At 72.3% G+C, this 15,546-nt stretch carries 13 protein-coding genes and 1 riboswitch; of the genes, 7 read left to right on the forward strand and 6 right to left on the reverse strand.

Annotated elements, in window-relative coordinates:
- The first annotated feature begins 76 nt into the window (after positions 1-76).
- Positions 77-2,509, forward strand: coding sequence for a carbohydrate binding domain-containing protein (locus tag AB0D85_RS31550; RefSeq protein ID WP_362327738.1), 2,433 nt, complete (start codon positions 77-79; stop codon positions 2,507-2,509).
- A 46-nt stretch (positions 2,510-2,555) separates the two neighbouring features.
- Here AB0D85_RS31550 and AB0D85_RS31555 read toward each other — a convergent pair whose 3' ends face one another.
- From AB0D85_RS31555 to mhpD, 4 genes are read right to left on the reverse strand one after another with little or no spacing between them, the layout of a single operon-like run.
- Positions 2,556-3,404: an isocitrate lyase/phosphoenolpyruvate mutase family protein gene (locus tag AB0D85_RS31555; RefSeq protein ID WP_362327742.1), complete on the reverse strand. Its 849-nt coding sequence runs from the start codon at positions 3,402-3,404 to the stop codon at positions 2,556-2,558.
- Positions 3,405-3,456: 52 nt separating this feature from the next.
- Positions 3,457-4,461: a 4-hydroxy-2-oxovalerate aldolase gene (gene dmpG, locus AB0D85_RS31560; protein WP_362327745.1), complete on the reverse strand. Its 1,005-nt coding sequence runs from the start codon at positions 4,459-4,461 to the stop codon at positions 3,457-3,459.
- Positions 4,458-5,393, reverse strand: a complete 936-nt coding sequence (locus AB0D85_RS31565) for an acetaldehyde dehydrogenase (acetylating) (RefSeq protein WP_362327748.1) — start codon at positions 5,391-5,393, stop codon at positions 4,458-4,460. Before AB0D85_RS31565 ends, dmpG begins: the two co-directional genes overlap by 4 nt.
- Positions 5,390-6,187, reverse strand: a complete 798-nt coding sequence (gene mhpD / locus AB0D85_RS31570; RefSeq protein ID WP_362327751.1) for a 2-keto-4-pentenoate hydratase — start codon at positions 6,185-6,187, stop codon at positions 5,390-5,392. The genes AB0D85_RS31565 and mhpD overlap by 4 nt, the downstream gene beginning before the upstream one ends.
- Positions 6,188-6,261: 74 nt before the next feature.
- Between mhpD and AB0D85_RS31575 the strand changes: the two genes are divergently transcribed.
- From AB0D85_RS31575 to AB0D85_RS31595, 5 genes are all read left to right on the forward strand, one after another.
- Positions 6,262-7,005 carry an IclR family transcriptional regulator gene (locus tag AB0D85_RS31575; protein ID WP_362327754.1) on the forward strand — a complete coding sequence of 248 codons (744 nt, stop codon included), beginning with the start codon at positions 6,262-6,264 and terminating at the stop codon, positions 7,003-7,005.
- A riboswitch (cobalamin riboswitch) is annotated at positions 7,004-7,225 on the forward strand. (Overlaps the previous gene by 2 nt.)
- A 156-nt stretch (positions 7,226-7,381) precedes the next feature.
- Entirely contained in the window at positions 7,382-9,691 is a 2,310-nt protein-coding gene (metE, locus tag AB0D85_RS31580; RefSeq protein WP_362327757.1) for a 5-methyltetrahydropteroyltriglutamate--homocysteine S-methyltransferase, read from the forward strand.
- Between the two features lie 114 nt (positions 9,692-9,805).
- Positions 9,806-10,357, forward strand: a complete 552-nt coding sequence (locus tag AB0D85_RS31585; RefSeq protein WP_362327760.1) for a histidine phosphatase family protein — start codon at positions 9,806-9,808, stop codon at positions 10,355-10,357.
- Between the two features lie 74 nt (positions 10,358-10,431).
- Entirely contained in the window at positions 10,432-10,791 is a 360-nt protein-coding gene (locus tag AB0D85_RS31590; RefSeq protein WP_362327763.1) for a DUF6204 family protein, read from the forward strand.
- Positions 10,792-11,024: 233 nt separating this feature from the next.
- Entirely contained in the window at positions 11,025-12,461 is a 1,437-nt protein-coding gene (locus AB0D85_RS31595) for a hypothetical protein (protein ID WP_362327765.1), read from the forward strand.
- 7 nt (positions 12,462-12,468) lie between these two features.
- Here AB0D85_RS31595 and AB0D85_RS31600 read toward each other — a convergent pair whose 3' ends face one another.
- The gene (locus tag AB0D85_RS31600) at positions 12,469-12,951 is read right to left on the reverse strand and encodes a MazG nucleotide pyrophosphohydrolase domain-containing protein (RefSeq protein WP_362327767.1); all 483 of its coding nucleotides are present in this window, start codon (positions 12,949-12,951) and stop codon (positions 12,469-12,471) included.
- 94 nt (positions 12,952-13,045) lie between these two features.
- Between AB0D85_RS31600 and AB0D85_RS31605 the strand changes: the two genes are divergently transcribed.
- Positions 13,046-14,044, forward strand: a complete 999-nt coding sequence (locus tag AB0D85_RS31605) for a TAXI family TRAP transporter solute-binding subunit (RefSeq protein WP_362327769.1) — start codon at positions 13,046-13,048, stop codon at positions 14,042-14,044.
- Between the two features lie 87 nt (positions 14,045-14,131).
- On the opposite strand, the gene AB0D85_RS31610 is transcribed toward AB0D85_RS31605, so the two are convergent.
- Positions 14,132-15,541 carry a HAMP domain-containing sensor histidine kinase gene (locus AB0D85_RS31610; RefSeq protein WP_362327772.1) on the reverse strand — a complete coding sequence of 470 codons (1,410 nt, stop codon included), beginning with the start codon at positions 15,539-15,541 and terminating at the stop codon, positions 14,132-14,134.
- Positions 15,542-15,546 lie beyond the last annotated feature (5 nt).

A 15,546-nucleotide genomic window follows, 5' to 3' on the forward strand; every position in this document is an offset into this window, starting at 1 on the left:
ACACTCACTCTCACCAAGGAGCGTCGCAATGAAGCGTCGCAGATCATCCGCGAGTCCGGCCAGTCGAACAGCCCGCGTGCTGACACTTCTGGCCACCCTCGCGGGAGCCCTGCTCGTCCCGGCCACCGCCGCGCACGCGGCCGGCACCACCTACTACGTCGACTGCTCGGCCGCCGGCAACGGCACCGGCACCCAGTCCAGCCCCTGGAACGCGGTCGGCAGCGTCAACAGCACCACCTTCACCGCCGGGGACAGCATCCTGTTCAAGGCCGGCACCACCTGCACCGGCCAGCTCACCCCGGGCGGCTCGGGAGCCTCGGGCAGCAACATCTCGATCAGCTCCTACGGCTCCGGCGCCAAGCCGGTCATCGACGCGGCCGGTGCCACCGGCGCGGTCATCAAGCTGCTCAACCAGCAGTACTGGGACATCGGCGGCCTGGAGCTGATCGACAACGCCTCCTCCCCCGCCTACCGCTCCGGCGTCCTCGCCGAGAACAGCTCCGGCGGCGTCCTGCACCACATCCGCGTGCACGACATGTACATCCACAACATCGCGGGCTACGGCGGCGGCTGGTACTCCACCAACGCGGGCGTCGGCGTCCAGACCGACCACACCACCCCGGTCTCCACCTGGGACGACGTGGTCGTCGAGAACAACACCTTCGACCACGTCGACCGGATCGCCGTCGCCGTCACCCCGGACGCCGACGGCCAGGGCACCGGCCTGACCACGAACACCGTCATCCGCAACAACACGATGACCTACGACGGCGCCGACGACATCCTCGTCGTGAAGAACGACGGCGCCCTGATCGACGGCAACAAGGCGGGGTACGGCGGCGCCAAGTCCACCTGCCCGCCGTCCGGCCAGTACTGCAACGGCGCGTCCGCCGGTATCTGGATGTCCGGCAGCAGCAACACCGTCGTCCAGAACAACGAGGTGTACTGCCACATCAACGGCGCCGACGGCACCGGCTTCGACGTGGACTGGGGCAACCACAACACCACGTTCCAGTACAACTACAGCCACCAGAACCTCGGCGGCTTCCTGCTGGTGATGCCGCCCTTCACCATCGCCAACGAGCCCACCTCCACCGTCCCCAGCGACGGCACGGTGGTCCGCTACAACATCAGCGAGAACGACGGCAGCAACTCCGGCTGCCCGGCCTCCGGCACCCAGACCCATGGCGGCGGGGTCCTGCACTTCGTGGGCGGTGTCCCGAACCAGAGCGGCAGCTCCGTCGCGGTCCCGCAGTTCTACAACAACACCTTCTCCGTCCGGGACGGCCTGTCCACCCCGATCCTGTACTCCCGCGCCGGCACGTCCATCAGCGGCGCCCTGTCCTTCCAGAACAACGCCGTCTTCAACTACGGCTCCGGCAACTACTTCACCACCACCGGCACCTCGACCTACTCCAACAACCTCTTCTACGGCAACCACCCGTCCCGCGAGCCCGCCGACGCCGCGAAGGTGACCGCCGACCCCGAGTTCCGCAACCCGGGCAACGCGAACACCTCGTCCTCGTACACCGGCAAGAACGCCTACCAGGTGCACGCGTCCTCCCCGGTGATCCGGGCCGGCACGGTGATCAGTTCCAACGGCGGCCTGGACGCCTTCGGCAACACGGTCTCCGCGACGGCCGCCCCCAACATCGGCGCCTACAACGGCACCGGCGGCAACCTGCTCTCCAACGCCGGCTTCGAGACGGGCTCGCTGAGCCCCTGGACCCAGGCCAGCGGCAACGCCTCCTCCGTGACCGCGGCCAACGCCCACACGGGCAGCGACGCGCTGACCACCACCGCGAGCGGCAGCGGCGCCAACCAGGCCCTGACCGGGCTCAGCCCCAGCACCACCTATCTGCTGACCGGCTGGGCCAAGGTCGCCACCGCGGGCGAGACCCTCGCGATCGGCGTGAAGAACTTCGGCGGCACGGAGACGTACACCAACATCGCGACGACGGCGTACAGCCAGGCGGCGGTCCTCTTCACCACCGGCTCGTCGAGCACCACCGCCACCGTCTACTGCTGGAAGAACGCGGGCGGCAGCGGCGCCGGTTACTGCGACGACCTCGCGGTGGAGCCGCTGTCCTCCGCCACCAACGCCGTCACCAACCCCGGCTACGAGACCGGCGCCCTGACCCCGTGGGTCCAGTCGACCGGTACGGCGTCCAGTGTGGTCGCCTCCAACGCCCGCTCCGGCACCTACGCGCTCCAGACGGCGGCCAGTGCCAGCGGAGCCATCCAGACCGTCAGCGGTCTCACCTCCAGCGGCACCTATCTGCTGGTCGGCTGGGCCAAGGTCACCACCGCCGGTGAGGAGGTCGCGGTCGGCGTGAAGAGCTTCGGCGGTACGGAGACGTATCTGCGGTCCTCGACCACGTCCTACGCCCAGCAGCCCATCTTCTTCACCACGGGCGTCTCCACCACCTCCGCCGGTGTCTACTGCTACAAGAACTCCGGTTCGGCGGCCGGTTACTGCGACGACTACTCGCTGATCAAGCTGTCGTAACAGTGGTGACGAGCGGGCGGGCCGGTGTTCCGGCCCGCCCGTTCGGTCATCTCCGGAAGAGCTCGTTGAGGTCCGACTGCGGGATCTGGGCCTCGGCGTACGAGAAGGTGCCGCGGTCCGCCAGCTCCCTCGCCGCGCCCAGCAGATGCGCGTACATCGCCCGCGCGATGCTCCCGCCCACCGTGACCCGGCGCACCCCGAGTTCGCGCAGGTCGGCCAGGGACAGGGCATTGCCGGTCAGCCCCATCACCACGTTCAGCGGCCCGTCGATCTCCCGCACCAGCGTGCCGATCGTCTCCGCGTCGGCCGCGCCCGGCACGAACGCGCAGTCCGCGCCCGCCGCCAGATACGCGTTGGCCCGCCGGACGGCCTCGTCGAGCGGGCCGCCGGTCAGCAGCACGTCGGTGCGGCCGACCAGCACGAACGGCTCGCCGGCCGCGTCGACCGCCTCGCGTGCGGCGCGGACACGGTCGGCCGAGAGGTCCGGGTCGTAGAGCGGCCGGGAGCGGTCGCCGGTGAAGTCCTCGATGTTGCCGCCCGCCGCTCCGGCCGCGAGGGTCATCACGATCGTCTCGGCCACGGTCTCGGGCGACTCGCCGAATCCGTCCTCCAGGTCCGCGCTCACCGGGATCCGCGCCCCGGCGGTGATCTCACCGATCCGGCGGATCATGGTCGCGCGGTCGACCCGCTCGCCTTCGGACTCCTTGTCGAGGTAGTCGTGGTCCGGGCGGCCCAGGGAGAAGGCGACGCCCGCGCTGGTGGTGGCCACGGCCGGGAAGCCGGCCGACTCCAGGACGCGGGCGCTTCCCGCGTCCCAGGCGTTGGGCAGCAGGAAGCAGCCTTCCCGGTGCAACTCGACGAAGCGTGCGGCCAGTTCTCGGCGTTGGGTGTCCACGTCGATCAGTGTGTCAGCCGGCACTGACAACGCGGCCGCCCGACGGGGTGTGTCAGCCCGCGGCGAGATCCAGGGCGATGTCGGTGATCATGTCCTCCTGCCCGCCGACCAGCTTGCGGCGGCCCACCTCGACGAGGATCGCCCGGGTGTCCAGGCCATGCCTGCGGGCGGCGGCCTCGGCGTGCCGCAGGAAGCTGGAGTAAACACCCGCGTAGCCGAGGGTGAGGGTCTCGCGGTCCACCCGCACCTCGCGGTCCTGCAGCGGTCGTACGACGTCGTCGGCCGCGTCCATCAGCGGGAACAGGTCGCAGCCGTGCTCCCAGCCCATCAGGTCCGCGACCGCGACGAACGCCTCCAGCGGGCAGTTGCCGGCCCCGGCGCCCTGTCCCGCGAGGGAGGCGTCGACGCGGGTGACGCCGTTCTCGACGGCGACGACCGAGTTGGCGATGCCCAGGCCGAGGTTGTGGTGGGCGTGGATGCCCAGTCCGGTGGCCGGGTCGAGGACGTCCCGGTAGGCGCGGACGCGGTCGCGGACGCCGTCCATGGTCAGACGGCCGCCGGAGTCGGTGACGTAGACGCAGTGCGCGCCGTAGGACTCCATCAGCCTGGCCTGGCGGGCGAGTTCGGCGGGTTCGGCGAGGTGGGACATCATCAGGAACCCGGCGACGTCCATGCCCAGCTCGCGTGCGGCGGCGATGTGCTGGGCGGAGATGTCGGCCTCGGTGCAGTGGGTGGCGATGCGGACCGAGCGGATGCCCAGGGAGTGGGCCTGCTTGAGGTCGTGGACCGTGCCGATGCCCGGGAGGAGGAGGGTGGTGGGGATGGAGTGCCGTACGGCGCCCACGACCGCCTCGATCCACTCCCAGTCGGTGTGCGCGCCGACGCCGTAGGTGACGCTGGAGCCGGACAGCCCGTCGCCGTGGGCCACTTCGATCGCGCGGACTCCGGCCGCGTCGAGGGCGGCGGCGATGGTGCGGGCCTGGTCGACGGTGTAGCGGTGGCGGACGGCGTGCATGCCGTCCCGCAGGGTGACGTCCTGGACGTACAGACGGGTCATCGGGACGCCACCTCCGAGGTGCGGTGTGCGGCCATGCGTTCCGCGGTGCGCAACGCGGCCGAGGTCATGATGTCGAGGTTGCCCGCGTAGGCGGGCAGGTAGTGGGCGGCGCCCTCCACCTCCAGGAAGACGGACACCTTCACGGCGTCGCCGCCGGGGGCCAGGGTGCTCAGGGGATCGTCGGCGGCGACCCGTTCGAACTGCACCTTCTGCTTGAGGCGGTAGCCGGGGACGTACGTCTGCACGCGCGCGACCATCTCCTCCACCGAGGCCGTCACTGCCGCGTCGTCGCAGTCGCCGACCAGGCAGTGCACGGTGTCCCGCATGATCAGCGGCGGTTCGGCCGGGTTGAGCACGATGATCGCCTTGCCGCGGGCCGCGCCGCCGACCTTCTCGATGGCGGCGGAGGTGGTCTCGGTGAACTCGTCGATGTTGGCGCGGGTGCCGGGCCCGGCGGAGCGGGACGAGATCGAGGCGACGATCTCGCCGTAGTGGACGGGGGTGACCGCGTGCACGGCGGCGACGATCGGGATGGTGGCCTGGCCGCCGCAGGTGACCATGTTGACGTTGGGGGCGTCGAGGTGGGCGTCGCCGTTGACGGGCGGGACGACGTACGGGCCGAGCGCGGCCGGGGTGAGGTCGACGACCCTGCGGCCCAGGGCGCGCAGCACCTCGTCGTGGCGGCGGTGGGCGCCCGCGGAGGTGGCGTCGAAGACGATCGAGACGTCCTCGAAGGCGTCCAGGGCGACCAGGCCGTCCACGCCCTCGTGGGTGGTGGCCACCTTCAGGCGGCGGGCGCGGGCCAGTCCGTCGGAGTCCGGGTCGATGCCGGCCATGGCGGCGATCTCCAGGCTCTCGGAGAGCCGCAGGATCTTGATCATCAGGTCGGTGCCGATGTTCCCGGACCCGATGACGGCGACCTTGGTGGTCATGCTGCTCCCTCGGTGGCGAACGTGACCCCGACCGTGCCGAGGCCTTCGATGTGTGCGGTGAACTCGTCGCCCCCGGCGGCGGCCGCCATCGGGCCGAGCGCGCCGGTCAGGACGATGTCGCCGGCCCGCAGCGGGTCGCCGTGCGCGGCGAGGGTGGCGGCGAGCCAGCGGGCGGCGGTGAGCGGGCTGCCGAGGCAGTCGGCGCCGGTGCCCCGGGAGACGGTCTCGCCGTTCCTGGCCAGCGTCATCCGGACCCCGCGCAGGTCGACGCGGTCCAGCGGAACGGGTGTGCCGCCGAGGACGAACAGGCCGCAGGAGGCGTTGTCGGCGACGGTGTCGACGATGGTGATGTCCCAGTCGGCGATCCGGCTGTCCACGATCTCCAGCGCGGGCAGCGCGAAGGCGGTGGCCCGCAGCAGGTCGGCGACGGTGGGGTCGCGGTGCGGCAGATCGGCGGCCAGGACCAGGGCGACCTCGGCCTCGACCTTGGGCTGCAGCAGCCGGCCGGCCGCGACCGGCTCGCCCTCGCCGACCGCCATGTCCGCGAACAGCGCCCCGAAGTCGGGCCGGCCGACCCCGAGCTGGCGCTGCACGGCGGGCGAGGTCAGCCCGATCTTGCGGCCCACGAGCCGCCGGCCGGCGGCCACACCCCGCTCGACGTGCAGCCGCTGCACCGCGTACGCGGTCTCGATGTCGCCCTCGGGAAGCAGCGCGCGGACCGGGGCACAGGGGGTGCCGGTGCGCACGGCGTCGGCCAGGACGTCGGCCACCTTGGTCACGAGGTCGGTGTTCATGCCGACAGGTATAGGTGTGTGCTGGGGAGTGCGGCAAAATATGTTCCATGACACGGAACAGCTCTCAGGGCAATATGCTCGACAAGGCAGTGGCAGTCCTGGAGTGCTACCGCCCGAACGGCGGTGCGTTCCGCCTGACGGAACTGGCGGCGCGGACCGGGCTCCCGAAGACGACCGTGTTCCGGCTCTGTGCCGACCTGGTCCGGCTCGGCCTGCTGGAGCGGGACGCGGAGAGCTACCGGCTGGGCGGGACGCTGTTCGAGCTGGGGTCGCTGGTGCCGCGCCGGCACGATCTGCGCGAGGCCGCGCTGCCGTTCCTCCAGGACCTCTTCGAGGCCACGCGCGAGACCGTGCACCTGGGGGTGCGCGAGGGCCACGAGGTGGTCTACGTCGAGCGCATCCACGGCCACGACGTACTGCGGCTGCCGTCCCGGATCGGCGGCCGGCTCCCGCTGACCTGCACCGGGGTCGGCAAGGCCCTGCTGGCGTTCTCGGGCGCCGAACTGGTCGAGGAGGTGCTGGCCGCCCCGCTCCCCCGGCTCACCGCGCACTCGATCACCGACCCCGCCCGGCTGCGCACGGCCGTCGAACAGGCCCAGGTCGCGGGCCTCGCCTACGAGGAGGAAGAGGCCGCGCCGGGCGTCAGCTGCATCGCGGCGCCGGTTTTCGACGGGCCGACCGCGGTGGCCGCGCTGTCGGTGGCGGTGCCGTGCGGCCGCTTCCGCCCGGCGCAGCTCGCCCCCGCGGTGCGGACGGCGGCACTGGGCCTGTCACGGGCACTGCGGACGGTTCCCCGCACCTCTGAGAGGGCGCGCTAGGCTGGCCCCCGCAGCTGGTTCGTCCCGTCCTCCAGACGGGACGTCGTAAGAGGGAACCCGGTGGGAATCCGGGACTGCCCCGCAGCGGTGAGTGGGAACGAACGCCGTCATACGCACTGGCCCCGACGTACAGGGGCTGGGAAGCGACGGTCAGTAGGTGTCCTCCGGAGGGAGGGCGTGCCCGCGAGTCCGAAGACCTGCCAACTGCCCGTGCGCGAACCACTCGTGCGCGGACATCCCGGTGACCTCGAGGGCGGGTCGGCGCACACATCGGACGGACGGTCGCGTACGGCCGTTGCCGTTCGGTTCGTCGCCCCTTCGCGCTCTCGTCCCGTCGTCCGGGATCTCAGGGATTCATCTCGCGAAGGAGATCTCCGTGACCAGCAAGTCCGCAGCCGCGGCAGCCCGGGCCACCGTGTACGGCTACCCCCGCCAGGGGCCCGCCCGGGAACTGAAGAAGGCGATCGAGGGATACTGGCAGGGCCGGGTCACCGCCGACGCCCTGCGTGCCACCGCCGCCGAACTCCGCCGCCGCACCTGGCGGCAGCTCGCCGGGGCCGGCATCCACGAGGTGCCGACCGGTGACTTCTCGTACTACGACCACGTCCTCGACACCACCGTCATGGTCGGCGCGATCCCTGAGCGGCACCGGAACGCCGTCGACGCCGACGCCCTCGACGGCTACTTCGCCATGGCCCGCGGCACCCAGGACACCGCGCCGCTGGAGATGACGAAGTGGTTCGACACCAACTACCACTACTTGGTACCGGAGTTGGGCCCGGACACGGCGTTCGCGGCCGACTCGGCGAAGCAGGTCGCCGAGCTGAAGGAGGCCCTCGCCCTGGGTCTCGCCGCCCGGCCCGTCCTGGTCGGCCCCGTCACCTATCTGCTGCTCGCCAAGCCGGCGCCCGGCGTGGCCGCCGGCTTCGACCCGCTCACCCTCCTCGACCGGCTGCTGCCGGTGTACGCCGAGGTGCTCGCCGATCTGCGGGCGGCCGGCGCCGAGTGGGTGCAGCTCGACGAGCCCGCGCTGGTCCAGGACCGCACCCCGGCCGAACTGAACGCCGCCGCCCGCGCCTACCGTGACCTCGGCGCCCTCACCGACCGGCCCAAGCTGCTGGTCGCCTCCTACTTCGACCGGCTCGGTGGGGCCCTGCCCGTCCTCGCCCAAGCCCCGGTGGAGGGGCTGGCCCTGGACTTCACCGAGGCCGGCGCGGTCAACCTCGACGACCTCGCCGCCGTCGGCGGGCTGCCCGGCAAGCGGCTGGTCGCCGGGGTCGTCAACGGCCGCAACATCTGGGTCAACGACCTGTCCGCGTCCCTCGCCACCCTCGGCACCCTGCTGGGCCTCGCCGACCGCGTCGACGTCGCCGCCTCCTGCTCCCTTCTCCATGTGCCGCTGGACGCGGCGGCCGAACGGGACATCGAACCGCAGATCCTGCGCTGGCTGGCCTTCGCGAAGCAGAAGACCGCCGAGATCGTCACCCTCGCCAGGGGCCTCGACCGGGGCACCGACACCATCGCGGCCGAACTCGCCGCCAACCGCGCCGACCTGGCCTCCCGGGCGGGTTCACCGATCACCCACGACCCCGCCGTCCGGGCCCGCGCGGCCGCCGTCACCGCGTTCGACGCCCGCCGCTCCTATCCGTACCGTGAACGCGCCGCCGCCCAACGCGCCCATCTCCGGCTGCCGTTGCTGCCCACAACCACCATCGGCTCGTTCCCGCAGACCGGCGAACTGCGCGCCGCCCGAGCGGATCTGCGGGCGGGCCGGATCGGCACGGCCGGTTACGAGGAGCGCATCAAGGCGGAGATCGGCGAGGTGATCTCCTTCCAGGAGAAGGCCGGTCTGGACGTCCTGGTGCACGGGGAGCCCGAACGCAACGACATGGTCCAGTACTTCGCCGAGCAGCTCACCGGCTACCTCGCCACCCGGCACGGCTGGGTACAGTCGTACGGCACCCGGTACGTCCGGCCGCCGATCCTGGCCGGCGACATCTCCCGTCCCGAGCCGATGACGGTGCGCTGGACGTCGTACGCCCAGTCCCTCACCGACCGCCCGGTCAAGGGCATGCTGACCGGCCCGGTGACCATGCTGGCCTGGTCGTTCGTGCGCGACGACCAGCCCCTCGGCGACACCGCCCGCCAGGTCGCCCTGGCCCTGCGCGACGAGGTCAACGACCTGGAGGCCGCCGGGACTTCCGTCATCCAGGTGGACGAACCCGCACTGCGCGAGACCCTGCCCCTGCGGGCCGCCGACCGGGCCGCCTACCTCGCGTGGGCGACCGAGGCGTTCCGCCTGACGACCGGTGGGGTGCGGCCGGACACCCAGATCCACACGCACATGTGCTACGCCGAGTTCGGTGACATCATCCGGACCATCGACGACCTCGACGCGGACGTCATCAGCCTGGAGGCGGCCCGCTCGCACATGCAGGTCGCCCGTGAACTCGCCGCCCACGGCTATCCGCGCGAGGCCGGCCCCGGTGTCTACGACATCCACTCGCCCCGGGTGCCGAGCGCGGCCGAGGCTGCCGCCCTGGTGCGGACCGGCCTGGCGGCCATCCCCGCGGAACGGCTCTGGGTGAACCCCGACTGCGGGCTGAAGACCCGTGGCTGGCCCGAGGTGCGGGCGTCCCTGGAGAACCTGGTCGCGGCGGCGCGGGAGGTGCGCGCGGAGCTGTAGCGGCCCTGGTCCGGGTGCCGGACGGCGTACTGTCGTGCGCGTCCTGCACCCGGACCCGGTGCACGGCCCCGGACGGCCCTGGACGGCCCTGGACGACCTAGGAGGAACCACCCCGTGACCTGCCGAGTCATCCTGATAGCCCCGGCGATCACTCCTTCCCTGCGGCGGGCCCGCTTCGACGACGGTGACTCGATCGAGAACCCCGAGGCGGTGGCGCTGTCCCTGCCGGGCGCCGGGCGGGCGGTCTGCTCCCCCAGCGTGCGCTGCCGGGAGACGGCCGCGGCGCTGGGGCTCGACGCCTCGGCGGAACTCGCGTTGTCCGGCCTGGACGCGGGACGTTGGCGGGGCCGGACGCTGGAGGAGGTCGGCGCCGCCGAGCCCGAGGCGCTGGTCCGGTGGCTGTCCGACCCGGGGGCCGCGCCCCACGGGGGCGAGTCGGTACGGGAGTTCCGCGCGCGGGTCACCGAGTGGCTGGACCTGACGGGCAGGACGACGGGCAGGACGGTCGCCGTGGTGGAGCCGGAGGTCGTACGGGCCGTGGTGCTGCACGCGCTCGGGGCGCCCGAGACGGCGTTCTGGCGCGTGGACGTGCCGCCGCTGGCGGCGACGGAGGTCACGGGCGGGTCCGGACGCTGGAACCTGCGGCTCGGCCAGGTGGGCGGCTAGCCGCTCGGGGAGCCTCCGGCGGAGCGCCGGAAATACGGTGGAGTGGCGCGCCCCGCTGTGCCTAGGGTCCACGCATGACCACCCGCACCTTCCGCGTCACCGTCCGCGGCGTCTTCGACGGCCTCGGCACCGATCAGCGCGCCGAACTGCTGTCCCGGGCCGCCGACCACGACGTGCTGCGCGCGGCCTTCACACCCGAGGGCCACCTCACCTACGACATCGCCGCCCGCCCGGCCTTCACCTTCCGTTTCCTGGACACCGGGGAGGAAGAGGAGGACATCCTGGAGGCGACCGAGCGCGCCGAGGAGGCGGCCCGGACGTGGCTCACCGAGCGCGGGTACGGCTACAAGAACCTCAGGTCCAGCGCGGAGGACCTCTCCCAGGCACCGCTGAGCAAGCGGCAGCGCCGCGCGGCCGCGCAGCAGCAGGACTGACCTCTTCCGGAGCCTCCCCGAAACGGCCACGGCGGCCTGAAGTCGCCGTGGTTCAGGTCACGTTGGGATGTGGCCGGTTTATGGAGGCCAGGTGTGTGCGGGCGTGGCATGCTCGGGACCACACCGAGTTACCGGCCAGTACTACCCGCCGGTAGCCCTGATCGGTGTCTCTTCGTCACCCCCCACCCTCAGGACTGACCTTGCGCAGACGCACGAGGCACGGGCATGCCCTCATGCCCGCCTTCGCCGTGACCGCCCTCCTCCTCTCCGCCGGCTGCTCCGCCCCGCACCACCAGACCTCCGCCGGGGACCGCGCCCAGGAGACCGCCCGGGTCTCCGACGACACCACGGCCGCCGCCCGCACGGACGGCCGGGCACTCGCCGTCGCCGCCGCACCCGCCGCCACCGCGACCGCGGCCGCCGGTTCGGCGGGTTCGGGCCGGCCGGCCCACCGCACCACGCTCAGCGTCAGCTCGTACGACAGCAAGACCCGACGGGCCGTCATATCCAAGGCGGACAAGGGAGAAAAGGGGAGAAGGGCAGGAGCGGGGGATTCACCGAGTTCGCCCTCCCCGACCGTCTCCGCCAGTCCCTCGGCGTCGGCCTCGGCCGCCTCCCAGCAGGCCGCCGTCGGTGACGTCATCGCCAGCGCCCCCGCGCCCGGCGCCCCGGACGGGCTGCTCGCCAAGGTCACCAAGGTGATCGGCGAGACCGACGCGGGCACCGAGGTGCAGACCGAGCCCGCCACGCTCGACGCCCTGCTCGGCGACGACACCGCGAAGGGCACCGTACCGGTCGACCCGGACGCCTTCGCCGTGGACAAGCTGCTGCCCGACGTGAAGGTGTCCTGGTCCAGGTCCGGCGATGTGCACGTCGGCCCCGAGGGCGCCACCGTGCCGCTCGGCAGTCTCCGCCTGGACGTCAGCGCCGAGGTACCCACCGCCGAGGGTGCTCCGGCCTCCGCCGCGGCCTCCGTGTCCGGCTTCGTCCAGGTCGCCCCACAGGTCGACTTCGCCTACGGCGGCGCGGGCACCGGAAGCGCGCCCGGCTCCGCCTACCTGGGCGTGTCCGGCGACTGGAACTCGGGCTGGGCGGTCAAGGGCCGGGCCGCCGCGGCCACGGCCACCCCGCTGCGCATCCCGTTCGCCAAGCTGCACGCCGACCCCGTCCTCCAGGTCGGCCCGGTCCCTGTCGTGGTCAACCTCGACCTGACCTGCTACCTCCGGATCAGCGGCGACGGCCGGATCACCGTCGACGTGGAGCAAAGCCTCAAGGGCGGCTTCAAGGCGGGCGGCACCTTCGGCACGGCCCAGGGCTGGACGCCGGTCAGCAGCTCCGACATGACGAGCACGCCGGTGCGCTCCTCGGTGACCACCGCCGGAAGCGTCACCACCGCACTCGGCGCCGAGGCCTCCGTCGGCCTCTACGGCACCGTGGGCGTCACCGCCGACCTGGCCCCCTACCTGCGCGGCGAGGCCACCGGCACGGTCACCGCCACCTCGGCGACCCCCGCCGTGGACGCCCAGGGCGCCTGGAACCTGTACGGCGGTGTCGACCTCTCCGGCACCCTGCGTCTCCAGCTGTCGATCTTCGGTACGCCGGTGGTGCAAAAGAGCATCCCGCTGGGCACCCTGCACCGCGAGTGGAAGCTGGCGGGCGGCACCCTCTGAGCCCGGGTCAGGCCTCGCCGCCGGGTATCCAGCCCTGGCCGCGCAGCACCGCCGTGACGTCCGGCGCCCGGTAGTGCTCGCCCTTGAGGACCTTGCCGTCGGCCCGGCGGGCGACCTGCCCGTCGGGCCCCAGCTTGCTCATGTTCGAACGGTGCACCTCGGCGATCACCGCGTCGAGGTCGATCCCGTGCACCAGCGCCGTGCCGTACGCCACGTAGACCACGTCCGCCAGCTCGTGCGCGAGCCGGTCGAGGGGCCCGGCGACCGCGACCTCGGCGACCTCCGCGGCCTCCTCGGCGAGCAACTCCCCCCGGTGCGCGGCCAGCTCGGCGGAGACCTCCGTCGGCGTGGTGCGGGCGTCCAGACCGAAGGCACGGTGGAACTCCCGGACGAGACCTGCGGGTGAGGCGCCGGCCGGAGAGCTGATCGAGGAGTCGGTCGCAGGGCCGGCCGAGGAACTGGTCGAGGAGCTGGTCGAGGAGCTGGTCATGCGAACGACTCTAGCGGCCGCCACTGACAGTCCCGGTCCGCCGCCGGGCCACCGGCCCTGGTCAGGACGGTGACCGGCTGGCAGGATCGCCCGCATGCCCAAGGTGTTCCCCCGTATCGGCAGGCGCCGCGCGCTCCAGGGCGCGGCCGCCGGCCTCGTCGTGTTCGGCCTGCTGCTGTGGTGGCTGCTCCCGCTGGGCGAGGAGCCGCCGAGAGGGACGATCACCTTCAGCACGGGGACGCTGCGCGGGGTCTACCAGGAGTACGGCGTGCGGCTGCGCACGGAGTTGCGCAAGGACATGCCGGGGCTGAAGGTGAAGCTGGTCCAGAGCGCGGGGTCGTACGAGAACGTGCGGCGGGTGGCGACCGGCCAGGCCGACTTCACCATCGCGGCGGCCGACGCGGTGGAGACGTACGAACTGAACGGCGGCCGGGGCGCCGGACGGCTGCGCGGGGTGGCACGGCTCTACGACGACTACGTCCAGCTCGTCGTACCGCGCGACTCGGGCATCACCAGCGTCGCGCAGCTGCGGCACAAGCGGGTGGCGATAGGGCTGCCCAACTCGGGCGTGCGGCTGATCGCCGACCGGGTGCTCAGGGCGGCCGGGGTGGACCCCAGGAAGGACATCACGCCGGTTTCGGACGGCATAGACACCGGCCCCGACCAACTCCAGCACGGCAAGATAGACGCCTTCTTCTGGTCGGGCGGGCTGCCGACCCAGGGTCTGCTGGATCTCGCGAACAAGTTCAGCTACACGTTCGTGCCGATAGAGGGCACTCTCGTCACCAAGCTGCACACCGAGAGCGAGGCGGCGCTCTACTACCGGGCCACCAACATGCCCGAGTCGGCGTATCCCTCGATACAGGCGGGCACGGCGGTACCGACGATCGCGGTGTCCAACGTCCTGATGACCCGCAAGGACATGGACCCGCGCCTCACGGAGTGGGTGACCCGCACGGTCATCAAGAGCCGCGACGACATCGGCAACCACGTCCACTCCGCCCAACTGGTGGACCTGCGCACAGCGATCTACACGGACCCGCTGCCGCTGCAGGAGGGCGCGAGGCGCTACTACCGCTCGGTCAAGCCGTAACGGCCCCAGCCCGAAACGCCCCTGCCTGCAGCGCCCCGCAAGGGGCGCGGGGCGTCGTCAATCTGCGGCTCCGCCGCGTGGGCGCGATCAGCCCCCACTCCGCGGCACCGAAACAGTCACCCGCAGCCCCCGCCGCCCATCGTCATCAGCGTGCTCATAAGCGATCGCACCCCCACCCGCCGCCAGCAACGCCCGAGTGATCGACAACCCCAGCCCCGACCCCTTCACATTCTGGTGCCGCCCACTGCGCCAGAACCGGTCCCCCACCCGCACGAGTTCCTCGTCGGTCAGCCCCGGCCCCGTGTCGGTCACCACGACCGTGGACACGTCACCGTCCGCGGCCACGGACACCTCCACCGCACCCCCCTCCGGCGTGAACTTCACCGCGTTGTCGATCACCGCGTCCAGCGCGCTGGACAGCGTGATCGGGTCGGCCCGCCCCGTGACCGGCGGGCAGTCACCGGTCAGCCGCACCCCCTTCGCCGTCGCGGCCGGCGCCCACGCGGCGACCCGCTCCGCCGCCAGCCGTCCGACGTCGATCAGCATCAGGTCGGCGTCGGCGTGTTCGGCCAGCGCGAGGTCGAGCAGGTCGTCCAGGACCTGCGCGAGCCGCTTGCCCTCGGTGCGGACCGAGGCGATCTCCTCGTTGCCCTCGGGGAGTTCGAGGGCGAGCAGTTCGATGCGCAGCAGCAGCGCGGAGAGCGGGTTCCGCAACTGGTGCGACGCGTCGGCGACGAACGCGCGCTGCTGCTCCAGCACGTCCTCGACGTTGTCCGCCATCTCGTTGAACGACCGGGCCAGCCGTCTGAGTTCCGGCGGCCCGCCGGCCGCCGCGACCCTGGACTTGAGCCGGCCGCTCGCGATCGCGTGGGTGGTGGCGTCGAGGACCCGTACGGGCCGGAGCACCCACCCGGTCAGCCGGAGCGCCGCGCCGACGGCGAGCAGCATCGCCGCGATCTCGCCGGCGCCGATGAACAGCCAGCCGCGCAGGGTCCGGGAGCGCATCGGCCCGGTGGGCGAGTCGGTGACCACCACGGCGACGACGTCGCCGTCCCGGATCACCGGTGAGGCGACGACGAGCCGGCTGCGCTGCCAGGGCCAGACCTGCTCGGGATCGTGGCTGCGGCGGCTGAGGAGCGCCTCGGCGAACGCGTTCCGGACCTCGCCCGACTTCGGCAGCACCCAGTCGTCGGGGGCGTTGGCCATGGAGGACGCGTTGCGGTAGAAGACGCCCGCGCGGATGCCGTAGACGCCGTAGTAGCTGGCGAGTTCGCGGCGGAGGGTCTCCAGGCGGTCGTCCGTGCGCATGGGGCGCGCGGTGGTGGGCGTGTCGGTGACGAACTGGGCGAGCGCGGCGAACCGCGCGGTGTCGTCGATGCGGTCGACGACGACCTTCTGCTGCTGCGCGGAGGCCGTGCTGACGGCGAGCGGGACGCCGAGCGCGAGCAGCACGGCCGCCATCAGGACGATGAGCAGCGGAAGGAGGCGGGTGCGCACCCGTC

Source organism: Streptomyces sp. NPDC048277, assembly GCF_040652235.1.
Taxonomy (GTDB): Bacteria; Actinomycetota; Actinomycetes; order Streptomycetales; family Streptomycetaceae; genus Streptomyces.